General features: G+C 71.1%; 25 protein-coding genes. 12 read left to right on the top strand and 13 right to left on the bottom strand.

The features are described 5' to 3' along the window. Window positions 1-12: 12 nt before the first annotated feature. The 3 genes from ACIRF8_RS04855 to ACIRF8_RS04845 all read left to right on the top strand — a co-directional run bounded on the left by ACIRF8_RS04855 (window position 13) and on the right by ACIRF8_RS04845 (window position 2,162). Window positions 13-789 (top strand): metal ABC transporter ATP-binding protein, encoded by a 777-nt coding sequence (locus ACIRF8_RS04855; RefSeq protein ID WP_404210865.1) that lies wholly within the window; start codon window positions 13-15, stop codon window positions 787-789. Between the two features lie 16 nt (window positions 790-805). Beyond that, entirely contained in the window at window positions 806-1,693 is an 888-nt protein-coding gene (locus ACIRF8_RS04850; protein ID WP_404210863.1) for a metal ABC transporter permease, read from the top strand. 67 nt (window positions 1,694-1,760) lie between these two features. After that, window positions 1,761-2,162, top strand: coding sequence for a Fur family transcriptional regulator (locus ACIRF8_RS04845; RefSeq protein WP_383494322.1), 402 nt, complete (start codon window positions 1,761-1,763; stop codon window positions 2,160-2,162). 91 nt (window positions 2,163-2,253) lie between these two features. Here ACIRF8_RS04845 and ACIRF8_RS04840 read toward each other — a convergent pair whose 3' ends face one another. The 3 genes from ACIRF8_RS04840 to ACIRF8_RS04830 all read right to left on the bottom strand — a co-directional run bounded on the left by ACIRF8_RS04840 (window position 2,254) and on the right by ACIRF8_RS04830 (window position 4,214). After that, window positions 2,254-3,084 carry an isoprenyl transferase gene (locus tag ACIRF8_RS04840; protein WP_404210861.1) on the bottom strand — a complete coding sequence of 277 codons (831 nt, stop codon included), beginning with the start codon at window positions 3,082-3,084 and terminating at the stop codon, window positions 2,254-2,256. Between the two features lie 43 nt (window positions 3,085-3,127). Next, entirely contained in the window at window positions 3,128-3,877 is a 750-nt protein-coding gene (gene recO / locus ACIRF8_RS04835) for a DNA repair protein RecO (protein ID WP_404210859.1), read from the bottom strand. 121 nt (window positions 3,878-3,998) lie between these two features. After that, window positions 3,999-4,214, bottom strand: a complete 216-nt coding sequence (locus tag ACIRF8_RS04830; RefSeq protein WP_404210857.1) for a hypothetical protein — start codon at window positions 4,212-4,214, stop codon at window positions 3,999-4,001. A gap of 287 nt (window positions 4,215-4,501) precedes the next feature. On the opposite strand from ACIRF8_RS04830, the gene ACIRF8_RS04825 reads away from it, so the two are divergent. From ACIRF8_RS04825 to ACIRF8_RS04810, 4 genes are read left to right on the top strand one after another with little or no spacing between them, the layout of a single operon-like run. Further along, window positions 4,502-6,127 carry an ABC transporter substrate-binding protein gene (locus ACIRF8_RS04825; protein ID WP_404210855.1) on the top strand — a complete coding sequence of 542 codons (1,626 nt, stop codon included), beginning with the start codon at window positions 4,502-4,504 and terminating at the stop codon, window positions 6,125-6,127. A 30-nt stretch (window positions 6,128-6,157) separates the two neighbouring features. After that, a complete protein-coding gene (locus tag ACIRF8_RS04820) occupies window positions 6,158-7,117 on the top strand; it encodes an ABC transporter permease (RefSeq protein ID WP_404210853.1) in 960 nt (319 codons plus the stop codon). Then, on the top strand, window positions 7,114-9,024 hold the full coding sequence (locus tag ACIRF8_RS04815) for a dipeptide/oligopeptide/nickel ABC transporter permease/ATP-binding protein (RefSeq protein ID WP_404210851.1): 1,911 nt from the start codon (window positions 7,114-7,116) through the stop codon (window positions 9,022-9,024). Before ACIRF8_RS04820 ends, ACIRF8_RS04815 begins: the two co-directional genes overlap by 4 nt. Then, window positions 9,021-10,022: an oligopeptide/dipeptide ABC transporter ATP-binding protein gene (locus ACIRF8_RS04810; RefSeq protein WP_404210849.1), complete on the top strand. Its 1,002-nt coding sequence runs from the start codon at window positions 9,021-9,023 to the stop codon at window positions 10,020-10,022. Before ACIRF8_RS04815 ends, ACIRF8_RS04810 begins: the two co-directional genes overlap by 4 nt. A 10-nt stretch (window positions 10,023-10,032) precedes the next feature. Here ACIRF8_RS04810 and ACIRF8_RS04805 read toward each other — a convergent pair whose 3' ends face one another. The 3 genes from ACIRF8_RS04805 to leuA all read right to left on the bottom strand — a co-directional run bounded on the left by ACIRF8_RS04805 (window position 10,033) and on the right by leuA (window position 13,189). Further along, window positions 10,033-10,572: a cysteine hydrolase family protein gene (locus ACIRF8_RS04805; protein WP_404210847.1), complete on the bottom strand. Its 540-nt coding sequence runs from the start codon at window positions 10,570-10,572 to the stop codon at window positions 10,033-10,035. A gap of 10 nt (window positions 10,573-10,582) precedes the next feature. Next, window positions 10,583-11,281: a TerB family tellurite resistance protein gene (locus ACIRF8_RS04800; RefSeq protein ID WP_404210845.1), complete on the bottom strand. Its 699-nt coding sequence runs from the start codon at window positions 11,279-11,281 to the stop codon at window positions 10,583-10,585. Between the two features lie 186 nt (window positions 11,282-11,467). After that, window positions 11,468-13,189: a 2-isopropylmalate synthase gene (gene leuA, locus ACIRF8_RS04795; RefSeq protein WP_404210843.1), complete on the bottom strand. Its 1,722-nt coding sequence runs from the start codon at window positions 13,187-13,189 to the stop codon at window positions 11,468-11,470. A gap of 288 nt (window positions 13,190-13,477) precedes the next feature. Here leuA and ACIRF8_RS04790 point away from each other — a divergent pair, with 288 nt between their 5' ends. The 3 genes from ACIRF8_RS04790 to ACIRF8_RS04780 are packed head-to-tail and all read left to right on the top strand — an operon-like array spanning window position 13,478 to window position 15,755. Continuing rightward, window positions 13,478-14,563 (top strand): M4 family metallopeptidase, encoded by a 1,086-nt coding sequence (locus tag ACIRF8_RS04790; protein ID WP_404210841.1) that lies wholly within the window; start codon window positions 13,478-13,480, stop codon window positions 14,561-14,563. A gap of 33 nt (window positions 14,564-14,596) precedes the next feature. Next, complete coding sequence (locus ACIRF8_RS04785) at window positions 14,597-14,863, top strand: protealysin inhibitor emfourin (protein ID WP_404210839.1); 267 nt, start codon at window positions 14,597-14,599, stop codon at window positions 14,861-14,863. 58 nt (window positions 14,864-14,921) lie between these two features. Beyond that, window positions 14,922-15,755, top strand: coding sequence for a GNAT family N-acetyltransferase (locus ACIRF8_RS04780; protein ID WP_404210837.1), 834 nt, complete (start codon window positions 14,922-14,924; stop codon window positions 15,753-15,755). Here ACIRF8_RS04780 and era read toward each other — a convergent pair. After that, complete coding sequence (gene era, locus ACIRF8_RS04775; RefSeq protein WP_404210835.1) at window positions 15,752-16,702, bottom strand: GTPase Era; 951 nt, start codon at window positions 16,700-16,702, stop codon at window positions 15,752-15,754. The genes ACIRF8_RS04780 and era overlap by 4 nt on opposite strands. Window positions 16,703-16,822: 120 nt before the next feature. Here era and ACIRF8_RS04770 point away from each other — a divergent pair, with 120 nt between their 5' ends. Together ACIRF8_RS04770 and ACIRF8_RS04765 are read left to right on the top strand one after the other, a co-directional pair. After that, window positions 16,823-18,142 (top strand): ammonium transporter, encoded by a 1,320-nt coding sequence (locus ACIRF8_RS04770; protein WP_404210833.1) that lies wholly within the window; start codon window positions 16,823-16,825, stop codon window positions 18,140-18,142. Beyond that, window positions 18,139-18,477, top strand: coding sequence for a P-II family nitrogen regulator (locus tag ACIRF8_RS04765; protein ID WP_404210831.1), 339 nt, complete (start codon window positions 18,139-18,141; stop codon window positions 18,475-18,477). The genes ACIRF8_RS04770 and ACIRF8_RS04765 overlap by 4 nt, the downstream gene beginning before the upstream one ends. Before the next feature lie 6 nt (window positions 18,478-18,483). Here ACIRF8_RS04765 and ACIRF8_RS04760 read toward each other — a convergent pair whose 3' ends face one another. The 6 genes from ACIRF8_RS04760 to ACIRF8_RS04735 form a co-directional block, all read right to left on the bottom strand. Beyond that, a complete protein-coding gene (locus ACIRF8_RS04760) occupies window positions 18,484-18,906 on the bottom strand; it encodes a transglycosylase family protein (protein ID WP_404210829.1) in 423 nt (140 codons plus the stop codon). 332 nt (window positions 18,907-19,238) lie between these two features. After that, on the bottom strand, window positions 19,239-19,592 hold the full coding sequence (locus tag ACIRF8_RS04755; protein WP_404210827.1) for a cytidine deaminase: 354 nt from the start codon (window positions 19,590-19,592) through the stop codon (window positions 19,239-19,241). A gap of 42 nt (window positions 19,593-19,634) precedes the next feature. Beyond that, on the bottom strand, window positions 19,635-19,991 hold the full coding sequence (locus tag ACIRF8_RS04750) for an MmcQ/YjbR family DNA-binding protein (protein ID WP_404210825.1): 357 nt from the start codon (window positions 19,989-19,991) through the stop codon (window positions 19,635-19,637). Next, window positions 19,988-21,283, bottom strand: coding sequence for a hemolysin family protein (locus tag ACIRF8_RS04745; RefSeq protein ID WP_404210823.1), 1,296 nt, complete (start codon window positions 21,281-21,283; stop codon window positions 19,988-19,990). The genes ACIRF8_RS04750 and ACIRF8_RS04745 overlap by 4 nt, the downstream gene beginning before the upstream one ends. Further along, the gene (gene ybeY / locus ACIRF8_RS04740; RefSeq protein ID WP_404210821.1) at window positions 21,280-21,777 is read right to left on the bottom strand and encodes an rRNA maturation RNase YbeY; all 498 of its coding nucleotides are present in this window, start codon (window positions 21,775-21,777) and stop codon (window positions 21,280-21,282) included. The genes ACIRF8_RS04745 and ybeY overlap by 4 nt, the downstream gene beginning before the upstream one ends. A 12-nt stretch (window positions 21,778-21,789) precedes the next feature. Then, the gene (locus ACIRF8_RS04735) at window positions 21,790-22,857 is read right to left on the bottom strand and encodes a PhoH family protein (RefSeq protein WP_404210819.1); all 1,068 of its coding nucleotides are present in this window, start codon (window positions 22,855-22,857) and stop codon (window positions 21,790-21,792) included. Window positions 22,858-22,904 lie beyond the last annotated feature (47 nt).

Here is a 22,904-nt window from a genome sequence, read left to right as displayed (position 1 = left end):
GGCGGCTCCGAGATGAGCGACCCCACGCAACCCGTCATCGCCCTGCGCAGGGTGTCGGCCGAGCTGGGCTCACGCCCGGTGCTGCGCGGCATCGACCTGACCGTGGGCCGCGGCGAGGTCGTCGCCCTGCTCGGTGCCAACGGCTCGGGCAAGTCGACCGCCGTGCGCAGCATCATCGGCCAAGTGCCGCTCACCGGCGGCGAGATCGAGCTGTTCGGCGCCCCGCGCCGCCGCTTCAGGCAGTGGGCGCGCGTCGGCTACGTACCGCAGCGCACGACCGCGGCGGGCGGCGTGCCCGCGACGGTCGCCGAGGTCGTCTCCTCAGGAAGGCTCTCCCGGGCCCGCTTCGGCGTCCTGCGGGCGGCCGACCGGGACGCGGTGCGCCGCGCCCTGGAGCTGGTCGGACTCGCCGACCGCGCCAAGGACTCGGTCAACGCCCTCTCCGGCGGCCAGCACCAGCGGGTGCTCATCGCCCGTGCCCTGGCCGCCGAACCCGAGCTGCTGATCATGGACGAGCCGATGGCGGGCGTCGACCTGGCCAGCCAGGAAATCCTCGCCGCGACCCTGCGCGAGCAGGTCGCGCAGGGCGCCTCCGTCCTCCTCGTCCTGCACGAACTCGGCCCGCTGGAGCCGCTGATCGACCGCGCGGTGGTACTGCGCGACGGCTGCGTCCTGCACGACGGGCCGCCCCCCAAGGCCGTCGGGCAGCACGCCCTGCCGGGCCACGACCACGTCCACCCGCATGCCGCGGCGGACGCCGAACCGCTCCGCACAGGTCTGTTGAGCTGAGGAGCAGAAGACGACCATGGACTTCCTCGACTACGCCTTCATGCAGCGGGCTCTGCTCGCCGCCGTCCTCATCGGCGTCACCGCCCCGGCCATCGGCATCTACCTGGTCCAGCGCCGCCAGGCCCTCATGGGCGACGGCATCGGCCACGTGGCGATGACCGGTGTCGGCCTCGGCTTCCTTTTCTCGATGTCCCCGGTGTGGACCGCGATGCTCGTCTCCGTCCTCGGCGCGCTCCTCATGGAGCTGATCCGCTGGTACGGCAAGACCCGCGGCGACATCGCGCTCGCCATGCTGTTCTACGGCGGCATGGCCGCGGGCGTGATGTTCATCAACCTGGCCCCGGGCGGCTCGACCGCCAACCTCACCTCGTACCTCTTCGGCTCGCTCACCACGGTGTCGCAGGAGGACGTCGTCACGATCTGCCTGCTCGCCGCCTTCGTGGTCCTGGTGACGGTGGGGCTGCGCCGGCAACTGTTCGCGGTCAGCCAGGACGAGGAGTTCGCGCGGGTCACGGGCCTGCCGGTGCGCGCCCTCAACCTGCTGATCGCGGTCACCGCGGCGGTCACGGTGACGGTCGCGATGCGCGTCGTCGGCCTGCTCCTGGTGTCGGCGCTGATGGTCGTCCCGGTGGCGGCGGCCCAGCAACTGACCCGCAGCTTCAAGGCCACGTTCGCCATCGCGGTCGCCATCGGCGTCGTGGTGACGCTCGGCGGCACCGTCACCTCGTACTACCAGGACGTGCCGCCCGGAGCGACGATCGTGCTCCTGACCATCGGCGTCTTCATCGCCCTGACGCTGCTGGCCACCCCGCTGGCCAGGCGCCGGGCCCGGGCGGCGGCGGCCTCGGCCCCGGTCGACCCGGCGGAGTGCTCGATCCCGGGTCAGGCCCCCGCCGAAGTCTGACCCGCTCCTGGCGCCGCCTGGCACAATGGCGGCCGTACGTACGTGGCAGGGATGTGAGGAGAAACCCGTGGCAGCCCCGGTTCGAGGCAGGTCGACCCGCCAGCGCGCGGCCGTGGCTGCGGCGCTCGACGAGGTGGACGAGTTCCGCAGCGCCCAGGAGCTGCACGACGTCCTCAAGCACAAGGGCGACTCGGTCGGCCTGACCACGGTCTACCGCACCCTCCAGTCCCTCGCCGACGCCGGCGAGGTCGACGTCCTGCGCACCTCGGAGGGCGAGGCGGTGTACCGGCGGTGCTCCTCCGGCGACCACCATCACCACCTGGTCTGCCGGATGTGCGGCAAGGCCGTCGAGGTCGAGGGCCCCGCGGTGGAGAAGTGGGCGGAGGCCATCGCCTCCGAGCACGGGTATGTGAACGTGGCGCACACGGTGGAGATCTTCGGCACCTGCGCGGAGTGCTCCGCGGGTTGACCGGTTCCGCGTCTCCTCGCCGGCTGCCGCCCGGTGGGGGCTGGTCGCGCGGTTCCCCGCGCCCCTGGCGGGGCGCGGGCGCAGCTCGCGTCTACCCCTCCGCCTCCAGTCGCAGCAGCACCTCGTTCGGGGTCGCACCGCCGAAGCGGCGGTCGCGGGAGGCGTACTCCACGCACGCGCGCCACAGGTCCCGCCGGTCGAAGTCCGGCCACAGCACGTCCTGGAAGACCATCTCGGCGTAAGCGCTCTGCCAGAGAAGGTAGTTGGAGGTGCGCTGCTCGCCGCTGGGCCGCAGGAACAGGTCGACGTCCGGCATGTCCGGGTAGTACAGGTACTTGGCGAAGGTCTTCTCGCCGATCTTCGACGGGTCGAGGCGCCCGGCCCTCACGTCCTCGGCGATGGCCTGCGCGGCGTCGGCGATCTCGGCCCGGCCGCCGTAGTTCATGCAGAAGTACAGGGTCAGCCGGTCGTTGTCCTTGGTCTGCTCCTGGGAGATCTCCAGCTCCTTGGCGACCGACTTCCACAGCTTGGGCATGCGCCCGACCCAGCGCACCCGGATGCCCAGCTCGTCGAGCTGGTCGCGGGTCTTGCGGATGAAGTCCCGGTTGAAGTTCATGAGGAAGCGGACCTCGTCGGGCGACCGCTTCCAGTTCTCCGTCGAGAACGCGTACAGCGAGATGGCGCCCACCCCCATCTCGACGGCGCCCTGGAGGACGTCGAGGACGCGCTCGGCGCCGACCTTGTGGCCCTCCGTGCGGGGCAGCCCGCGCTCCTTGGCCCACCGTCCGTTGCCGTCCATGACGATGGCGACGTGTTTCGGCACCAGTTCGCCCGGGATCTTCGGCGGTCGCGCGCCCGAAGGGTGCGGTTCGGGCGTGCTGTACTCACGGCGGGACCGTCCGAGGATTCCGCGACGTGCCATGTTCCGGCCTCTCCCCTAGCTCAGTTGCAGCTTCTAGCTCTCGCTAGCTTTTCTCTACGTAGCGCAAGGAACGCAGTCCGCGCTCCAGGTGCCAGTGCAGGTAGGCCGACACCAGGCCGCTGCCCTCCCGCACGAAGCGTGCCTCGCTCGCGTCGGCCGTCTCCCAGTCGCCGGTCAGCAGCGCGCCGAGCAGGGTGAGGGCCTGCGGTGAGGGTACGACGCTGCCCGGTACCCGGCAGTCGACGCAGACCGAGCCGCCCGCGCCGACCGAGAAGAACCGGTTGGGACCGGGCATTCCGCACTTCGCGCAGTCGCCGAAGGTGGGCGCGTACCCGTTGACGGCGAGGGAGCGGAGCAGGAACGCGTCGAGGATGAGGTGCGCCTCGTGCTCGCCGCGGGAGAGGGTCCGCAGGGCGCCGACGAGCAGCAGGTACTGCTGTACGGCCGGTTCGCCCTCGTGGTCGGTGAACCGCTCCGCCGTCTCCAGCATGGCGGTGCCGGCGGTGTAGCGGGCGTAGTCGGTGACGATGCCGCTGCCGTACGCGGCGATGGTCTCGCTCTGCGTGCACAGCGGCAGGCCGCGCCCGACCAGTTCACTGTTGCGGGCGAAGAACTGCACGTCGACGTGGGAGAACGGCTCCAGCCGCGCCCCGAACTTGGACTTGGTGCGGCGTACGCCGCGGGCCACGGCGCGGACCCGGCCGTGGCCGCGCGTGAGGAGGGTGATGATGCGGTCGGCCTCGCCGAGTTTCTGGGTCCGCAGGACGATCCCGTCGTCGCGGAAGAGACTCATCGCACACCCCCACGGGCGGCGGCGTCGTCTTCACGGAGCAGGGTCATGCACCCATTGTGCCCTTCGCCGCGCGCGGGCCGGCGCGCGCGGCCCCGACCCGCGGCGGGAGCCGCCGGGCCCCTCAGGGGACCTCGCCGCGGCTCCTCCTGTTCGCGTACGCCGTGGCCGCGCGCAGCCGCTCCGTCGTGGTCGCCTCCCGCACCATGTCGGGCACGCAGTCCCACTCCCGTCCGCCGCCGAAGGGGCGCAGTTGCACGTACGGGCCCTCGTGCCCCATCACGCGTCCCACCCGGCCGGTGCTCATGTCGACCGCGTAGGAACCGATCGCTGGCTTCATCGGGTGGTGCTCCTGTCGGGTAGTGCGTCCTGCCGCGCGGGAGACGGGGCGGCCGGGCGGGCCGCCGCGTCAACCGGACAACGCCGGGTTCGACCGATGGACACGGGGCGTCCGCGGGGCGGGGGCTCCCGGTCGGCGCTCCGGCGTCGTGCGTGCGCTCTTGACCGGCCTTCCGGGGCCTCTTATGGTCGCGTCGCTACCAAGACGTAGGACGTTGGATCTCCAAGGTCCCGGCGCCGCCGCGCCGGGCCGTTCCCGCACGGAGTCACCGAAGTCATGGAGGCACCATGAGCGACCACGCCGCGACCGGCCGCCGTTCCTTCCTCAAGCACACCGGCGCCCTGGGAGCGGCAGCCGCCGTCTCCGCGTCGCTGGCCGCCTGCTCGTCGGGGCCGAAGTCCACCAACGACACGGACGGCGACGGCGAGGGCGGCTCGTCGTCCCTGACGGCCGTCATCGGTTACGGCAACGACGGGAGCTGGGACCCGACCCAGACGGCGTCCGCGTTCGCGATGGCCGCCAACCAGCACCTGTACGAAGGGCTCGTCGACACCGACCCCATCACCCGCGCCCCCTACGCGGCGCTGGCCGACAAGGTGCCGGACGCCGCCCAGCTCAAGGGCACCACCTGGCGGTTCACCCTGCGCCAGGGCGCGAAGTGGCACGACGGGCAGCCGGTGACCGCCGACGACGTGGTCTTCGTCTTCGACCGCATCCTCGACCCGGGGACCCAGACGCTCGCCAAGGGGTTCTTCGAGAGCTGGCTGAAGGAGGCCAGGAAGGTCGGCGACTCCTCGGTGGAGCTGATTCTCAAGTTCCCCTTCCCCGAGGGGATCGCCCGGCTGACCCTCGCCAAGATCATGCCCAAGCACGTGTTCTCGCGGCCCGGCGCGTGGGACGAGGCGATGAAGGGCAAGGCCGTCGGCTCGGGACCGTACCGGCAGCTCTCGCACCAGCCGAAGACGAACACCACCTTCGCCGCGTTCGACGACTACAACGGCCCCCGCAAGCCCGCCTTCAGGAAGATGAACTGGCTGACCATCGTCGACGCCGCGCCGCGCGTCGCCAAGATCTCCGGGGGCAGCGCCGACGCGCAGATCTCCGACAACATCCCGTACGCCAACATCCAGCGCCTGCGGCAGGACGGGCTCACCGTCGAGGGCGGGGCCGGGATGAACAACCTGTTCCTGATGTTCAACACGGCCCACGAGCCGTTCGACGACGTGGCGGTGCGGCAGGCGCTGCACTACGCGATCGACAAGAAGAAGATGATCGAGGTAGCGCTCAAGGGCCACGGCACGGCGGCGAGTTCGTTCCTCGACGAGGGCAACCCGACCCACCGCCGCGCGAGGACCGTCTACGACCACGACCCGGAGAAGGCCAGGCGGCTGCTGAAGGAGGCGGGGGTCAGCGGCCTCGCCGTCGACCTCACGGCCGTGAACGTGTCGTGGATCGTCGACTGCCTGCCGACCATCAAGGCGTCGTGGGACGCGATCGGCGTGCGGACGACCCTCGATCCGCAGGAGACGACGGCCGTCTTCACGAAGCTGGACCAGAAGAAGGACTACCAAGTGGTGGCCGCCGCCTCGAACCCGAACCAGTTCGGCCTCGACGCCGACCTGATCATGCACTACAACTACGGCCCGTCCAACCTGTGGATGGGCTACGCCCGCTGGGCCGACGACCCCACCGCCAAACAGCTCTTCCGGCAGATGGACCGGGCCACCCGGGAACCCGACCCGGCCAGGAAGAAGACGATGATCCAGGACTACCTCGACATCGTCGCCGAGCAGGCCGTCATCTACCCCGTCGTCCACAACGAGCTGATGACCGCGTGGGACGCGCGGAAGATCACCGGGATACGGGCCCAGCCCTACCCGGGGATCAACGTCCTCAAGGCCCACCCCGCGTAGGAAGCAATCCCAGCAAGGGAGTTCGCGCCCGTGGCCGTGATCGCCAGAATCCTCGCCAGGCGGCTCGTGCTGCTCGTTCCGCTGCTTCTCGGCATCGTCCTGTTCGTCTTCGTCGTGATGCGCTTCGCCGACATCGACCCGGCGTCCGCGTACTTCCAGGGCGCCAACCCGACCCCGGAGCAACTGCACGACTTCCGCGAACGCAACGGCCTGCTCGACCCGATGCCGCTGCGCTACCTCCACTTCGTCGGTGACCTGCTCCACGGCGACATGGGCATCAGCGTGCTGACCCGGCAGCCGGTCGTCGAGCAGATCACCACGGCGCTGCCGCTCACCCTCCAGTTGACGTTCCTCGGGCTCGGTGTCGCCGTGGTCGTCTCGCTGACCCTCGGCATCAGCGCGGCCGTCCACCGCGACCGGACCTGGGACCAGGTCGTCCGCGTCCTCTCGCTGACCGGCGTCGCGGCGCCCGGCTTCTGGCTGGCGCTCCTGATGATCCAGTACCTCGCGGTGGACCTGGGCTGGTTCCCGACCGGCGGCTACGTCAATCCGGCCGACTCGCTCACCGGCTGGCTCAGATCCATGACGCTGCCCGCGCTCGCCCTGTCGCTGCCGGTGGCCGCTCAGCTCACCCGGATCGTACGGACCGCCGTCGTGGAGGAACTCGACAAGGACTACGTGCGCACGGCCGTCGGCAGCGGACTGCCGCCCCTCGTCGTGGTCGGCCGCAACGTCCTGCGCAACGCCCTGATCAACCCGCTCACCGTGCTCGGTCTGCGCGTGGGCTATCTGCTGGGCGGAGCGGTGGTCGTCGAGACGATCTTCTCGCTGCCCGGGATGGGGAAGCTGATGATCGACGCGGTGAAGAACGGGGACCCGGCGGTGGTCCAGGGCGTCGTCCTGACCACGGCCGTCGGGTTCGTCGTCGTCAACCTGGCGATCGACGTGCTGTACCTGCTGGTCAACCCCCGGCTGCGGGGCGGCTCATGAGGAACTGGCCGGTCCGGATCTCCCTCGGCGTCCTCACGGTCGTCGTCCTCATGGCCGTGTTCGCCCCGCTGCTCGCACCGCACGACCCCCTCGACCAGCAGCCGCAGGTGGACGGCACGGGCCACCCCTCCGCCGGGCACTGGATGGGGCAGGACAGTCTCGGCCGCGACATCCTCAGCCGGCTGATGTACGGGGCGCGCTGGTCCCTGGCGATCGGGCTGGGGGCGACGCTGCTGGCGCTCGCCGCGGGCGCGATCGTCGGCGCGGTCGCCGCGACCTCCCGCAAGGCCGTCGACGAGACGCTCATGCGCTGCCTCGACGTCGTCATGGCGTTCCCCGGCATCGCCCTCGCGGCCGTCCTCGTCACCGTGTTCGGCGGCGGTGTCCCGGTGCTGATCTGCGCGCTCGCGTTCCTGTTCACACCGCCGATCGCCCGGGTCGTCCGCGCCAACGTCCTCGACCAGTACGGCGAGGACTACGTCACGGCCGAGCAGGTCATCGGGGCCCGCACCCCGCACATCGTGCTCCGGCACGTCGCCGTCAACTGCGCGGCCCCCGTCCTCGTCTTCTGCACCGTGCAGGTCGCGGAGGCCATCGTCTTCGAGGCGTCCCTGTCCTTCATCGGCGCGGGCGTGCGCCCCCCAGCCCCGTCCTGGGGCAGCGTCATCGCCGACGGCAAGAACATGGTGCTGATCGGCGGCTGGTGGGCGACCGTCTTCCCCGGCCTGCTGATGCTGTTCACCGTGCTGTCCCTGAACGTCCTCAGCGAAGGCGTCTCCGACGCGTGGGCGGCGCCCACCGCGCGGGACGTGCCCGCGAAGGAGCCGGACCGACTGGAGGCCGCGGCGCCCGGCACCGGCCAGGTCCTCGAACTGCCCGGGCTCACCGAGGCGGCGGCCCGGCTGCGCTCCCGCGCCCGGCCCCTGCCCGACCGGCCACCGGTCCTCTCCGTACGCGACCTCGCCATCGGCTTCGAGGGGCGGCACGGCGGGGTCGACATCGTCGACGGCATCGGCTTCGACGTGCGCCCCGGCGAAGTGCTCGGCCTGGTCGGCGAGTCCGGCTGCGGCAAGTCGCTGACCGCGCTGACCGTGATGGGCCTGCACCCCGCGGGGGCCCGCGTCCGCGGTCACGTCACCTTCGACGGCCGTGAGCTGACCGGCCTGCCGATGAGCGCGCGGCGCCGTCTCCTCGGCCACGACATGGCGATGATCTACCAGGACGCGCTGTCCTCCCTCAACCCGGCGATGACCGTACGGGCCCAGCTCAGACAGGTCGTCCGGCGCGGCGGCCGGCGCTCCCCCGCCGCACTGCTCGAACGCGTCGGCCTCGACCCGGACCGCACCCTGCGCAGCTATCCGCACGAGCTGTCCGGGGGCCAGCGCCAGCGCGTCCTCATCGCCATGGCGCTGTCCAGGGAACCGAAGCTGATCATCGCCGACGAGCCGACGACGGCGCTGGACGTCACCGTGCAGGCGCAGGTCGTCGAACTGCTGCTGCGGCTACGTGCCGAGCTGGGCTTCGCGCTCGTCCTCGTCTCGCACGACCTGGCCCTGGTCGCCGACGTCACGGACCGCGTCGTCGTCATGTACGGCGGTCAGATCGTGGAGACGGGCGTGACGGCCGACCTGGTCGAGGCCCCGCGACACCACTACACGCGCGGCCTGCTGGGCGCGGTGCTGTCCCTGGAGACGTCGGCCCAGCGCCTCACCCAGATCCGGGGCGTCGTCCCCTCCCCGGCCGACTTCCCGCCGGGCTGCCGCTTCGCGGACCGCTGCCCGCTGGCGTCACGGATGTGCCGGGAGACGGCCCCCCGGCTGACGGGCCCCCGCACCCACACGGCCGCCTGCCACCATCCGGCGGCGCTCGTGCCCGCCGCCCGTCGCACGCCGCAGGAGCCGACATGACGACGCCCCTGGTGGAGCTGCGGAACGTGCACGTCGTGCACCGGGCCCGCTCGGGCGGCCTCTTCACCCGCGACCACGTGTACGCCCTCACCGGCGCCGAGCTGGCCGTCGCCCCGGGCGAGACGGTCGGCGTCGTCGGCGAGTCGGGCTGCGGCAAGTCGACCCTCGCCAAGGTGCTCGTCGGGGTGGAGCGCCCGACCGCCGGTTCCGTGCGGCACCGCGGCACCGACCTGTGGACCATGGGCCCCGCCGAGCGCCGCGCCGTGCTCGGCGGAGGCGTCGGCATGATCTTCCAGGACCCGTCGACGGCCCTGAACCGGCGGCTGACCGTACGCCGCATCGTCCGCGACCCGATGGACGTGCACCGGCGCGGCACCCCAGCCGAGCGTCAGGCGCGGGTGACCGAGCTGCTGGGCCTGGTCGGGCTGCCGAAGGCGCTGGCCGACGTGCTCCCGGGCCAGCTCTCCGGAGGGCAGCGGCAGCGGGTCGCGATCGCGCGGGCACTGGCACTGGAGCCGGACCTCGTGGTGGCCGACGAGCCGACGAGCGCCCTGGACGTGTCGGTGCGCGCCCAGATCCTCAACCTCCTCCTCGACCTCAAGGAGCGGCTGGGTCTCGCCCTGGTCTTCGTCTCCCACGACATCCGGACGGTGCGCCGGATGAGCGACCGGGTGATCACCATGTATCTGGGCCGGATCGTGGAGGAGACCCCGGCCGCCGACGTGCTGACCCGGGCCCGGCACCCCTACACGCGGGCCCTGTTCTCGGCGACGCCGGGGCTGCTCGACCCGATCGACCCGATCCCGCTGCACGGCCCGGTGCCGTCGGCCACGCGTCCGCCGTCGGGCTGCCCGTTCCGTACGCGGTGCTGGCGGGCGGACGTCACGTGCGCGGCGTCGATGCCGGAGCCCGAGGGGGCCGGGGGCCATGTCTTCCGCTGCCACCACCCCGTGGACGAGGACCGGTCCACGCACGACCTCGTCCAGGAGGTGCCCTGACGGTCCGCGCTCAGGGCGCGGAGAAGGCAGAGAAGTCGATCTCCGCCGCCGGCGTCACGCGGATGTGCCGGTCGGGGAAGTCGAGGTGCCGGTAGATCTCGTTGTGGTGGGCGATCGAGAGGTCGGCCGGGGCGAAGTCCGTCGTCGGCGGGCGCACGGACGTCGTGTGTCCGTCCGCCACGAGCACCAGGTCGTAGCCGCGGCTGAGGGCCTGGCGGGCGGTCGTCTCGACGCAGTTCTCGGTAGCGAACCCGGTGACCAGCAGCTCCGTCACGCCCAGTCCCCGCAAGGCCGCGTCGAGTTCGGTCCGCAGGAACGCGTCCGCCGTCGACTTGGTCACCGTCGACTCGTCGGACGAGGGGACGAGTTCGGGCACGACGGGACCGGCGCCGCCCTGCTGGACCGTGACGACGGGGACGCCCGCCGCCCGCGCCCGGGAGCGCAGTGCCGCGATGACGCCGATGGTCTCGGCGGGGCGGTGCATGATCGGCAGCATGTCGTGCTGCATGTCGATGACGAGCAGGGCGGGCCGGTGCGAAGGAAGGGACACGCCCCGATTATCAGCTCGGCGTGCGGGCGGCGACCGCCAGCAGCCGGTTCACCTCGTCCGTGCACATCGTCAGGGCGGCGCCCACCGTGCCGAGCACGTCCCGTTCGGCCGCCGAGTACGGTCCGTCGGCCAGGGCGATCCGCGCGCCGTGCAGCAGGATCGACTCCCGTCCGGCCGGGGCGAGGTGCTGGGCGAGCGGGTCGAGGGCCTCGTGCAGCTCTATGGCGAGCCCGGTCCCGGTCCCGCAGTGCTCCGGCAGGCGGCCGGTGTCCATCATCAACGCCTCGACCAGCGCGGCCAGTTGCACCTCGGAGCAGTCGTCGAAGCCGGCCCCGCGCAGGGTGCCCACGGCGCATTCGAGGGACGTACGGGAGGAGGAGCCGCCCGCCGAGAGCACCGCGAGGACCACCGTGTGCACGGCGTCGCGCAGCATCCCGGAGAAACGATGCGTCGTCGGGTGGTCGAGCGCGTCCATGCCGAACCGGCCCTCGCAGGCGGCGCAGCGGACGACGGGCCCGGTCTCGCCGCGCGGCACCACCGGCACGCCGAGCACGGTGAAGCGGCGCCGGCCCGTGCACCGCTGGTAGTTGCGGTCGCCGCCGCAGCCGGGGCAGAAGAACTCCCCGTCGCCCACGGCGCTCCATGTGGTGTGCACGCCCAGGACCCGCGAGATCCCGGTCCGTCGCATACGTCCCCAATTCGGCAGCACGTCGCACACCTCCGTAACGGCACCGCAACATCGCGGCGTTGGCGTGATGTTAGCCACATTGTTGATGCGGCGTCAGTACCTTGGTCACGCCCAGGTCACGGCAGGGCCCCGTGATGGCCGAGACGCGACGCGGCCCCGCACACCCACAAAAGGTGTACGGGGCCGCGGAAGTGCAGCTCAGCCGGGTCAGCGGGCCGCCCGGTTGACCGCGGAGACGACCGCCTTCAGCGAGGCACGTGTCGTATTCGCGTCGATGCCGATTCCCCACAGGACCTTGTCGCCGATCGCGACCTCGATGTACGAGGCGGCGACGGCGGAGGCGCCCTCGCTCATCGTGTGCTCCTGGTAGTCCAGCAGGCGGGCGTCGATGCCGATGCCCTGGAGCGCGTGGAAGAACGCGGAGATCGGACCGTTGCCGGTGCCGACCAGGACCTGCTCGACGCCGTCGACCTCGGCCTCGACCGTCAGGGTGTCGACGCCGTCGGTGTCGGTGGTCGTCTGGCCCGCCTTGACCTGGATACGGCCCCAGGGGTTCTCGGGGTTGGGCAGGTACTCGTCCCGGAAGACGTTCCAGATGTCCTTGGGCGTGACCTCGCCGCCCTCGGCGTCCGTCTTGACCTGGATGACCTTGGAGAACTCGACCTGCATCCGGCGCGGCAGGTCCAGGTTGTGGTCGTTCTTCAGGACGTAGGCGATACCGCCCTTGCCGGACTGCGAGTTGACGCGGATGACGGCCTCGTAGGAGCGGCCGACGTCCTTCGGGTCGATCGGCAGGTACGGGACGGCCCACTCGATGTCGTCGACGGTCTTGCCGGCCTTCGCGGCGCGGTTCTCCATCGCCTCGAAGCCCTTCTTGATGGCGTCCTGGTGGGAGCCGGAGAAGGCGGTGTAGACCAGATCGCCCGCGTAGGGGTGGCGCGGGTGGACCTCCATCTGCGTGCAGTACTCGGCGGTGCGACGGATCTCGTCGATCTCCGAGAAGTCGATCTGCGGGTCGACGCCCTGCGAGAAGAGGTTCATGCCCAGCGTCACCAGGTCGACGTTGCCGGTGCGCTCGCCCTGGCCGAACAGGCAGCCCTCGATGCGGTCGGCCCCCGCCATGATCGCCAGTTCGGCGGCGGCGACGGCCGTGCCCCGGTCGTTGTGCGGGTGGACGGAGAGGCACACGTACTCGCGGCGCGTCAGGTTGCGGGACATCCACTCGAAACGGTCCGCGTGCGTGGAGGGGGTCGAACGCTCCACCGTGGCGGGCAGGTTGAGGATGATCTCGCGGTCCGGCCCCGGCTGCCACTCGTCGCAGACGGCCTCGCAGACCTCCAGGGCGAAGTCCAGCTCGGTGTCGGTGAAGATCTCGGGGCTGTACTGGTAGCCGAAGACCGTCTCGGGGCCCAGCAGCTTCTCCGCGTACTCCATGACCAGGCGCGTGCCGTCGACGGCGATCTGCTTGACCGCGTCCTTGGAGCCGCGGAAGACGACCTCGCGCCAGACGGGCGCGGTGGCGTTGTACAGGTGGACCGTGGCGCGCTTGGCGCCGACCAGGGACTCCACGGTCCGCGCGATCAGCTCCTCACGCGCCTGCGTCAGTACGGAGATCGTCACGTCGTCCGGGATCGCGTCCGGGTCCTCGATGATCGACCGTACGAAGTCGAAGTCCGTCTGCCCCGACGAGGGGAAGCCGACCTCGATCTCCTTGTAGCCCATCCTGACCAGCAGGTCGAACATCTCGCGCTTGCGGGCCGGGGACATCGGGTCGATCAGCGCCTGGTTGCCGTCGCGCAGGTCGGTGGAGAGCCAGCGGGGCGCGACCGTGATCCGGTTGTCCGGCCAGGTGCGGTCGGCGATGTCCACCTGCTCGTACTGGCCGTACTTGTGGATCGGCATCGACGTGGGGCGCTGGAAGTTCGGCATGATGCGGGGGCTCCTCGGAGGTGGCCGGTAAGGCGGCCGACGGCGCAACGCCAAACTCCGCGGGGAGGGGGTCGGCCTCGACTACAGGCCCTCGCCGCGGCAGCTAAGGAGAAGCAGCCCGTATCGCATGATGCATCGCACTGTAGCCGAGTCCCCTGAGCCGTGGAGGGCCGTATCAGTATGCGGGACCGGCGACAGGTAACGGGTAAGGGGTGATCAATACCTCTATTTCACTAATCATGGTGGCAGGTAGTGACAGCGGCATGACGCAGTGCCACATTGCCTGGCATGACCACCACGCAAACGGGGAACCCGAGCGGGTTCGAGCCCGTGTTCTGCACCATCGTGCCGCCCCACGTCCTCGACAAGGTCGCTCAGGCCGAGGACTCCGCGATCGCCGCCAAGGCCCGCAAGAGCCTGGAGCGGGACGCCTTCGAGCGCACCCACCGCCGGATGACGACCGTCATCGGCGCCCCCTCCGTCGCCCCGCCGCCCGGCGCCACGGACCAGAAGCCGCACCGCACCATCTACGACGCCCGGCACCGCACGGAGCTGCCGGGCCGCAAGGTCCGCGGCGAGGGCGACAAGCCCGGCAAGGACGCGACCGTCAACCGCGCGTACGCGGGCCTCGGCGCCACCTTCGAGCTGTACCTGGAGAAGTTCGCCCGCCTGTCCATCGACGGCGGGGGCCTGCCGCTGAACGCGACGGTGCACTACTCCGAGGACTACAACAACGCCTTCTGGAACGGCGAGCAGATGGTGTTCGGCGACGGTGACGGCGAGATCTTCCTCGACTTCACCCTCCCCGTCGACGTCATCGGCCACGAGCTGACCCACGGCGTGACGCAGTACACGGCGAACCTGACGTACTTCGGGCAGCCCGGCGCCCTGAACGAGTCGATGTCGGACGTCTTCGGCTCGCTCATCAAGCAGTACACGCTCGGCCAGACCTCCGCCGAGGCCGACTGGCTGATCGGCGCGGGCCTGCTCGCACCGCGCGTCACCGGTGTCGCCCTGCGCTCCATGAAGGCCCCGGGCACGGCCTACGACGACGACGTGCTCGGCAAGGACCCGCAACCCGCCGACATGGCCCACTTCGTGAAGACCGGCCGGGACAACGGCGGCGTCCACATCAACTCCGGCATCCCCAACCACGCCTTCTACATCCTCGCCGAGACGCTCGGCGGGCACGCGTGGGAGCGGGCCGGGCGGATCTGGTACGACACCCTCACCGGCGGCGAACTCGCGCAGGACGCCCTCTTCACCGACTTCGCGAAGCTGACGGTGAAGGCCGCGCAGGCCAGGTTCGGCGGCGGCGAGGAGTACCAGGCCGTACTGAAGGCCTGGGAGCAGGTCGGAGTGCCGACCACCTGACCGGGACGCCCGGAAGGGAGTAGACAGGGACCCATGCGTATTCACGTCACACGCACGGGCGGGTTCGCCGGCATCGACCGGCACGCGGAGGTCGACACGACAGGTCGTGCCGACGCCCATGAGTGGCATGCCCTGGCGGAGAAAGCGGTCGCCGCGGGCCGGGGCACGCCACCCATCGGGGTACCCGACGGCTTCAGCTACACCATCACCGTGGACGGGAAGAGCGTGTACTGCGCGGACCCCCGGCTCACCGAGGAACAGCGCAGGCTCATCACACGCGTCCTGAAGGAAGGGGCGTGACGGGGGCCCGGCGAAAAGGGGTCGGCGGATCGACCGCCCTCGCGTAACGTCCGCCCCCATGACCGCTGTCGACGCCTCCTCCGCCCTCCTCGGCCGCATCGAGCGGTACTACGACGCCGTGCCGCGCGGCACCGCTCGCGTCGAGGAGTACGGCTCGCTCACGCTGTTCGTCCGCGAGGGCCCGGGCTGGCCGTACTACGCGCGGCCCGCGCTGCGCCCCGACGCCCCGCCGCCGAACGCCTCCGACGTACGGGACGTCCGCGCGCGGCAGAGGGAGTTGGGCGCGCCCGAGGCGTTCGAGTGGGTCGCGGAGACGACACCGGGGATGCGGGCGGCCGTCGAGGCGGCCGGGCTGCGGGTCAGCGAGCACCCGTTGATGGCGCGGGACGCGTCGGCTCCGACGCCCGCACCGCACCCCCTGGTCCGGGTCCTGGACGCCGACGACCCCTTCCTGGCCGGGGCGCTGGCGCTGCCGCACGTGGCGTTCGCGCACCCCGGGACCGCGGTGGGCCGGGCGGGCGCCGCCGAACTCACCGCGGAGATCACGGCGCGGGCCGCGGACGGCACCGTACCGGAGTACCAGGACCGGATCAGATCGGGCCGTACGGTCCTCGCGGCGGCCGTCGAGGACGGGGTGGTCGTCTGTTCCGGCATGCATCTGCCCGTCGGCGACGTCACGGAGGTCGCCGGGGTCGGCACGCTGCCCGCGGCGCGGCGGCGGGGGCTCGGCCTCGCGGTGACGGGGGCGCTGGTCACCGACGCCGTGGCCGCCGGCGTCTCCACGGTGTTCCTGTCGGCCGGGGACGACGATGTCGCCCGGGTCTACGCGCGGCTGGGGTTCCGCCCGGTGGGGACGGCTCTCATCGCGAGCCCGGCCGCGGACGAACGCTAGAAGCCGAGCTTGCGGAGCTGGCGCGGGTCGCGCTGCCAGTCCTTGGCGACCTTCACGTGCAGGTCGAGGTAGACCGGCGTGCCGAGCAGCGCCTCGATCTGCTTGCGGGACTTGATGCCGACGTCCTTGAGGCGCTTGCCCTTCGGGCCGATGATGATGCCCTTCTGGCTGGGGCGCTCGATGTAGACGAAGGCGTGGATGTCCAGGAGCGGCTTGTCGGCGGGGCGGTCCTCGCGCGGCAGCATCTCCTCCACGACGACGGCGATGGAGTGCGGCAGCTCGTCCCGGACGCCTTCGAGCGCGGCCTCGCGGATCAGCTCCGCGACCATGACCTGCTCGGGCTCGTCGGTGAGGTCGCCCTCGGGGTAGAGCGCGGGGCCCTCGGGGAGCAGCGGCACGATGAGATCGGCGAGCAGGCCGATCTGCTGGTCGCCGACGGCGGAGACCGGGATGATCTCGGCCCACTCGAAGCCGAGTTCCTTGCCGAGCTGGTCGATGGCGATGAGCTGTTCGGCGAGGGCCTTGCTGTCGACGAGGTCGGTCTTGGTGACAATCGCGATCTTCGGCGTCTTCTTGATGGACGCGAGTTCCTTGGCGATGAACCGGTCGCCGGGGCCGAGCTTCTCGTTCGCGGGCAGGCAGAAGCCGATGACGTCGACCTCGGCCCAGGTGGTGCGGACCACGTCGTTGAGGCGCTCGCCGAGCAGGGTGCGCGGCTTGTGCAGGCCCGGGGTGTCGACCAGGATGAGCTGGGCGTCGGGCCGGTGCACGATGCCCCGCACGGTGTGCCGCGTGGTCTGCGGCTGGTCGGCGGTGATCGCCACCTTCTTGCCGACCAGAGCGTTCGTCAGGGTGGACTTGCCCGTGTTGGGGCGGCCGACGAAGCAGGCGAAGCCGGCGCGGTGGGCGGATCCGGCGGCGGGGGTGTGAACGCTCATGGCGCCCATTGTCCCTGATCCGGGAGGCCCCCGAGCACCGTGAGGTTCCGGTAACCCCTCGGCAACACGAAACACGGCGGAAACGCGGGGGTACGAATTCGGAAACCCGGACCGGTGACGCTGATGCCCATGCCTGCCACGACCTCCCCCCTCGCGGCCCCCGCCCTGGACACCGGCGACACCGCCTGGCTGCTGGCCGCCACCGCCCTCGTCCTGCTGATGACGCCCGGTCTCGCCCTGTTCTACGGCGGCATGGTGCGCTCCAAGAGCGTCCTCAACATGCTGATGATGAGTTTCGTCTCGATCGCCCTGGTGACGGTGGTGTGGCTGGTGGCGGGATACTCGCTCGCCTTCGGCGACGACTCCTTCGCGGGTCTGATCGGCGGCCTGGACCACGTGGGCATGGCGGGGATCGGCCCGCGGTCGCTCACCGGCACGGTCCCCACGTTCCTCTTCACCACCTTCCAGCTCACCTTCGCGATCATCACGGCGGCGCTGATCAGCGGTGCCGTCGCGGACCGCACGAAGTTCGGCGCGTGGCTCGTCTTCGTCCCCGTGTGGGCGCTGCTCGTATACGTTCCCGTGGCGCACTGGGTCTGGGGCCCCGGCGGCTGGATCGCCCACCACCTGGGCGCCCTGGACTTCGCGGGCGGCCTGGTCGTGGAGATCGCCTCCGGCGCGTCGGGTCTCGCCCTGTGCCTGGTCCTCGGCCCGCGGGTCGGCTTCAAGAAGGACGCGATGCGCCCGCACAACCTGCCGATGGTGGTCATGGGCGCGGGTCTGCTCTGGTTCGGCTGGCTCGGCTTCAACGGCGGTTCGGCCCTCGGCGCGAACGGGCTGGCAGCGGCCTCCCTGTTCAACACGCTGATCGCGGGCTGCACGGGACTGCTCGGCTGGCTGTTCGTGGAGCAGCGGCGCGACGGGCACCCGACGACGTTCGGCGCCGCTTCGGGCGCCGTGGCGGGGCTTGTCGCGATCACACCGGCCTGCGGTGTCGTGGGGGTGGTCGGCGCGGCGGTGGTCGGGCTCGCGGCCGGTGTCGTCTGCTCGTACGCCGTCGCCTGGAAGTTCAGGTTCGACTACGACGACTCGCTGGACGTCGTCGGGGTGCACTTCGTCGGCGGCGTCGTCGGCACGCTCCTGATCGGCCTGTTCGCCACGTCGGCGATGACCGGGTCCGCCGCGAAGCAGGGGCTGTTCTACGGGGGCGGCTTCGGGCAGCTCGGGAAGCAGGCGCTGGCGGTGGCGGTCGTGGCCGCGTACACGTTCCTCGTGACGTACGGGATCGGAAAGGTCATCGACAAGGTGCTGGGCTTCCGGGCGTCGCCCGAGGAGGAGTTGACGGGCCTGGACCAGACGGTGCACGCGGAGAGTGCGTACGATCACGGCGTCCTGGGCGCCACGGTCCACCCGGCGCCCGCCCCCGTCGCCCGAAAGGTCGCGCCATGAAGCTGATCACCGCGGTCGTCAAGCCCTACCGCCTCGACGAGGTCAAGACGGCGCTCCAGGAACTGGGCGTGCACGGCCTGACGGTGACGGAGGCCAGCGGCTACGGGCGGCAGCGCGGCCACACCGAGGTGTACCGGGGCGCCGAGTACCAGGTCGATCTCGTGCCCAAGGTGCGGATCGAGGTCGTCGTCGGCGACGCGGACGCGGAACCGGCGATGGAGGCCATCGTCCGCGCCGCCCGCACCGGGAAGATCGGCGACGGCAAGGTGTGGGCGGTGCCGGTGGACGACGTGGTGCGGGTCCGGACGGGCGAACGCGGCCCGGACGCGGTCTGAGCGGTTCTAGAGCCTGGCGCCGCAGTGCGGCCAGGCGCTCGTGCCCTGCGCGGCCAGCACCTTGTTCGCGACGGCGATCTGCTCGCTCCTGGACGCGAGGTGGGCGTTGGGGGCGTACTGCTTGCCGCCGTACGCGGCCCAGGTGGACGGCGTGAACTGAAGGCCGCCGTAGAAGCCGTTGCCGGTGTTGGCCGACCAGTTGCCGCCCGCCTCGCACTGGGCGACCGCGTCCCAGCCGCTCGTCGCGGAGGTGGAGCCCGCCGCGGAGGCGGAGCCGGTGCCCGCGATCACCATGACGCCCGCGGCGCCGGTGAGAAGACCGGCGGCGGCGAGACGGCGGACCCGGGGCGTGCGCGCGCCGGTGTCGTGGGGAGCGGTCGCGCGGTCGGCGGTCAGGTGGTCGGCGGTCTTGCTGGCGGAGGAGAACACGTAGGACACCTTCGTTCGGGAGCAAGGACAGCCGCGCGGCGCTCCCATGACGGGACGCGGTCGAGCGCGATCAGCGCCGGGCGACTGATCCACCATGACCCACGCAACGGGCCCCGACCCAGGGGGCGTAGGCCACTCGGACGGGACGTGCGTCCCCTCTTCCGCCCGCCGCCGCGCCGGGTCCCGGGCCCCGGGCCGAAGGTCCCGCCGCCTTCGCGCGAGTACTGCTTCACGCCTTCGGCGGCCACTCGTCCGGCCGAGGCGAAGGCCCCGGCCGGACCACGGTGTGACTGTCCTCACAGTCGGGCGCACCGGGCGCGTGCGGCGCGGTTTCAGCCCGCCTCGACGACCGCCCGCACCGTCCCGTCGGCCGCCGCGAGGAACACCGGGGTGCCCGCGCCGCCCAGGTCCCGTACGGCGGCCAGGTCCTCCGCGGGCAGCGCCTCCGCCGCGGAGACGACGGCCGCCGCCTCCAGCGACCGCGCGCCGGACGCCACGGCCATGGCGACGGCCGTCCGCAGCGCGCTCAGCCTCAGGGAGTCCAGGGCGACGGTGCCCGCGACGTACGTACGCCCGGTCTCGTCGCGCACGGCCGCGCCCTCGGGCACGCCGTTGCGGGCCCGCGCGGAACGGGCCAGGGTGACGATCTTGCGGTCCTCGGGGCCGAGGTCGGTGCTCTCAGTCATGGGGCGAGCATAAGAGCCGCGCCGCAGCGGTTCGTCAGCGCCTCAGGGCCGGTCGAGCCGGAGCCGCTCGGCGCGCGGCAGACCCGCCACGACCAGGTCGTAGGAGTCCTCGACGAGTTCCCGGACGAAGCGGTCGGGGAGCCCGCCCACGCGCACGGTGTTCCAGTGCCGCTTGTTCATGTGCCAGCCGGGCACGATGACGCCCTCGTACTCCTCGCGCAGCCGCACCGCGTCCTCGGGGTCGCACTTGAGGTTGACGGTCAGGGGCCGCCCGTCGAGGGAGCTGAGCGCGAACATCTTGCCGAGCACCTTGAAGACGGAGATCTCCGGGTTGAACGGGAAGTCCTCCACCGCCGCGTTGAACGACAGGCACAGAGCGCGCAGCTCCTCCGGTGTCATCCGGCCTTCGCCTCCTGTGCCGGTTCGACCGGCTCCACAAGCACCGTCACGATCTTGTTCCGGCGGCCGGCCGCGGCCTCCGCGGTGAGCCGCAGCCGACGCCCGTCCGGCAGGGTCACCGCCGACGAGGCCCCGGCGATCGGCACCCGCCCGAGAGCCTTGGCGAGGAGCCCGCCGACGGTCTCCACGTCCTCGTCGTCGTACTCCTCGATGCCGTACAGCTCGCCGAGGTCGCCGATGTCGAGCCGCGCGGTGATCCGGAAGCGGTCGTCGCCGAGCTCCTCCACGGGCGGCAGCTCGCGGTCGTACTCGTCGGTGATCTCGCCGACGATCTCCTCCAGGATGTCCTCGATCGTGACGATGCCCGCCGTCCCGCCGTACTCGTCGATGACGACGGCCACGTGGTTGCGCATCTGCTGCATCTCGCGCAGCAGATCACCGGCGTTCTTGGTGTCCGGCACGAACGTGGCGGGCCGCATGGCCGACGACACCAGCTCGGCCTCGGAGTCCCGGTTGATGTGGGTCTTGCGGACGAGGTCCTTCAGATACACGATCCCCACGACGTCGTCCTCGCTCTCGCCGACGACCGGGATCCGCGAGAACCCGGACCTGAGCGCGAGCGTGAGGGCCTGCCGGATGGTCTTGTACCGCTCGATGACGACGAGGTCGGTGCGGGGCACCATGACCTCGCGCACGAGGGTGTCCCCGAGCTCGAAGACGGAGTGCACCATGCGGCGCTCCTCGTCCTCGATGAGGGACTCCTTCTCGGCGAGGTCGACCATGGCGCGCAGCTCGGCCTCGGAGGCGAACGGCCCGCGCCGGAACCCCTTGCCCGGGGTCAGGGCGTTGCCGATGAGGATGAGCAGCGGCGGGATCGGCCCCATGATCCGGGCCAGCGGCAGCAGTACGTACGAGGCGGCCGTGGCGGTGTTCAGCGGGTGCTGGCGTCCGATGGTGCGCGGCGAGACCCCCACCGCCACGTAGGAGACGAGCACCATCACGCCGATGGCGACGAGCAGCGCCTGCCACGTGGCGGCGAACTCCTCCAGGCACGCGTACGTGACCAGGGCGGCGGCGGCCATCTCACAGGCGACGCGCACCAGCAGCGCCACGTTCAGATAGCGGGTCGGGTCGGCGGCGACCTGGGCGAGCTTGGCGCTGCCGCGCCGCCCGGACCTGACGGCCTCCTCGGCACGGAAGCTGGACGTCCGGGCGATACCGGCCTCGGCGCACGCGGCGAGCCAGGCGACGACGACCAGGGCGACGGCGCCGGCGATCAGCGAAGGACTCATGACACGGTGGGCGCCGGGGACGGCCCGCTCAGCCCCTTCTCCGCACGCCACCCGTCGACGATGGCCGCCTGGAGCCCGAACATCTCGGCCTTCTCGTCGGGCTCCTCGTGGTCGTACCCCAGCAGGTGCAGCACGCCGTGGACGGTGAGCAATTGGAGCTCCTCGTCCATGGAGTGCTGCGTGGGCGCGTCCGCGCCCTGCTGGGTCGCGACCTCGGGGCAGAGCACGATGTCCCCGAGGAGGCCCTGCGGCGGCTCGTCGTCGTCCTTCGTCGGCGGGCGCAGCTCGTCCATGGGGAACGACATGACGTCCGTCGGTCCCGGCAGGTCCATCCACTGGACGTGCAGTTGCTCCATGGCGGCGGCGTCCACGACGATCACCGACAGCTCGGAGAGCGGGTGGATGCGCATGCGCGCGAGCGCGTAGCGGGCGATGTCGAGGATCGCCTGCTCGTCGACCTCGGTTCCGGACTCGTTGTTGACGTCGATCGACATGGCGCTCTCGTACTACTTTCCTTGGGTCCCTCTGGGACGGCCCTTGTGGGAGCCGTTCTCCGTACCGTTCTCGGTGTCGTACTTCTCGTACGCGTCGACGATACGGCCGACCAGCTTGTGCCGGACGACATCCTGGGACGACAGCCGCGAGAAGTGCACGTCGTCGAGGCCTTCGAGGATGTCCTGCACCTGCCGCAACCCGCTCTTCGTGCCGTTCGGCAGGTCGACCTGGGTCACGTCACCGGTAATGACGATCTTCGAGTCGAAGCCGAGCCGGGTCAGGAACATCTTCATCTGCTCGGGGCTCGTGTTCTGCGCCTCGTCGAGGATGATGAAGGCGTCATTCAACGTTCTGCCCCTCATGTAAGCCAGCGGCGCCACCTCGATCGTCCCGGCGGCCATCAGCCGTGGGATGGAATCGGGGTCGAGCATGTCGTGCAGGGCGTCGTACAGGGGGCGCAGATAGGGGTCGATCTTCTCGTACAACGTCCCCGGCAGGAACCCGAGCCGCTCGCCCGCCTCGACCGCGGGCCGGGTCAGGATGATGCGGTTGACCTGCTTGGACTGGAGCGCCTGCACGGCCTTGGCCATGGCCAGATAGGTCTTGCCGGTACCGGCGGGCCCGATCCCGAAGACGATGGTGTGCTTGTCGATCGCGTCGACGTACCGCTTCTGGTTCAGCGTCTTGGGGCGGATCGTGCGCCCGCGCGACGACAGGATGTTCTGCGTGAGCACCTGGGCCGGGGTCTCCGTGCCGTCGCCCTCCCCGTTCTGCGTCGCCTTGAGCATGGCGATGGAGCGCTCCACGGCGTCCTCTGTCATCGGTGCCCCTGTCCTCAGAACCAGCATCATCTCGTCGAACAGGCGCTGGACGAGGGCGACTTCCCTCGGCTCCCCGGTCGCGCTGATCTCATTGCCCCGGACATGGATATCGGCCTCCGGGAAGGCCGCCTCGATCACACGCAACAGGGCGTCACCGGAGCCGAGGACCTCGACCATGGGGTGCTTGGCCGGAACGGTGAACTGCGCACGTGCCTGTTCCTGCCCTGCGCTGCGGGCGCTGGATGGTGTCTGCGTCATGGGCGGGCTCTGAGGGCCGCATTCTCCTTGTGACAGCCGGTGTCTGA

The organism is Streptomyces sp. NPDC102406 (assembly GCF_044765725.1).
In the GTDB taxonomy this organism is placed as follows: Bacteria; Actinomycetota; Actinomycetes; order Streptomycetales; family Streptomycetaceae; genus Streptomyces.
Note: the sequence above shows the minus strand (reverse complement) of the source record. Positions and strands in the feature narration are given on the sequence as shown.

What these genes read in the sequence shown, in the direction of transcription:
- ACIRF8_RS04855 (WP_404210865.1), top strand. Translation starts at nt 13, where the DNA reads ATGAGCGACCCCACGCAACCCGTCATCGCCCTGCGCAGGGTGTCGGCC.
- ACIRF8_RS04850 (WP_404210863.1), top strand. Translation starts at nt 806, where the DNA reads ATGGACTTCCTCGACTACGCCTTCATGCAGCGGGCTCTGCTCGCCGCC.
- ACIRF8_RS04840 (WP_404210861.1), bottom strand. Translation starts at nt 3,084, where the DNA reads ATGGCACGTCGCGGAATCCTCGGACGGTCCCGCCGTGAGTACAGCACG.
- recO (WP_404210859.1), bottom strand. Translation starts at nt 3,877, where the DNA reads ATGAGTCTCTTCCGCGACGACGGGATCGTCCTGCGGACCCAGAAACTC.
- ACIRF8_RS04830 (WP_404210857.1), bottom strand. Translation starts at nt 4,214, where the DNA reads ATGAAGCCAGCGATCGGTTCCTACGCGGTCGACATGAGCACCGGCCGG.
- ACIRF8_RS04825 (WP_404210855.1), top strand. Translation starts at nt 4,502, where the DNA reads ATGAGCGACCACGCCGCGACCGGCCGCCGTTCCTTCCTCAAGCACACC.
- ACIRF8_RS04815 (WP_404210851.1), top strand. Translation starts at nt 7,114, where the DNA reads ATGAGGAACTGGCCGGTCCGGATCTCCCTCGGCGTCCTCACGGTCGTC.
- ACIRF8_RS04810 (WP_404210849.1), top strand. Translation starts at nt 9,021, where the DNA reads ATGACGACGCCCCTGGTGGAGCTGCGGAACGTGCACGTCGTGCACCGG.
- leuA (WP_404210843.1), bottom strand. Translation starts at nt 13,189, where the DNA reads ATGCCGAACTTCCAGCGCCCCACGTCGATGCCGATCCACAAGTACGGC.
- ACIRF8_RS04790 (WP_404210841.1), top strand. Translation starts at nt 13,478, where the DNA reads ATGACCACCACGCAAACGGGGAACCCGAGCGGGTTCGAGCCCGTGTTC.
- ACIRF8_RS04785 (WP_404210839.1), top strand. Translation starts at nt 14,597, where the DNA reads ATGCGTATTCACGTCACACGCACGGGCGGGTTCGCCGGCATCGACCGG.
- ACIRF8_RS04780 (WP_404210837.1), top strand. Translation starts at nt 14,922, where the DNA reads ATGACCGCTGTCGACGCCTCCTCCGCCCTCCTCGGCCGCATCGAGCGG.
- era (WP_404210835.1), bottom strand. Translation starts at nt 16,702, where the DNA reads ATGGGCGCCATGAGCGTTCACACCCCCGCCGCCGGATCCGCCCACCGC.
- ACIRF8_RS04770 (WP_404210833.1), top strand. Translation starts at nt 16,823, where the DNA reads ATGCCTGCCACGACCTCCCCCCTCGCGGCCCCCGCCCTGGACACCGGC.
- ACIRF8_RS04765 (WP_404210831.1), top strand. Translation starts at nt 18,139, where the DNA reads ATGAAGCTGATCACCGCGGTCGTCAAGCCCTACCGCCTCGACGAGGTC.
- ACIRF8_RS04755 (WP_404210827.1), bottom strand. Translation starts at nt 19,592, where the DNA reads ATGACTGAGAGCACCGACCTCGGCCCCGAGGACCGCAAGATCGTCACC.
- ACIRF8_RS04750 (WP_404210825.1), bottom strand. Translation starts at nt 19,991, where the DNA reads ATGACACCGGAGGAGCTGCGCGCTCTGTGCCTGTCGTTCAACGCGGCG.
- ACIRF8_RS04745 (WP_404210823.1), bottom strand. Translation starts at nt 21,283, where the DNA reads ATGAGTCCTTCGCTGATCGCCGGCGCCGTCGCCCTGGTCGTCGTCGCC.
- ybeY (WP_404210821.1), bottom strand. Translation starts at nt 21,777, where the DNA reads ATGTCGATCGACGTCAACAACGAGTCCGGAACCGAGGTCGACGAGCAG.
- ACIRF8_RS04735 (WP_404210819.1), bottom strand. Translation starts at nt 22,857, where the DNA reads ATGACGCAGACACCATCCAGCGCCCGCAGCGCAGGGCAGGAACAGGCA.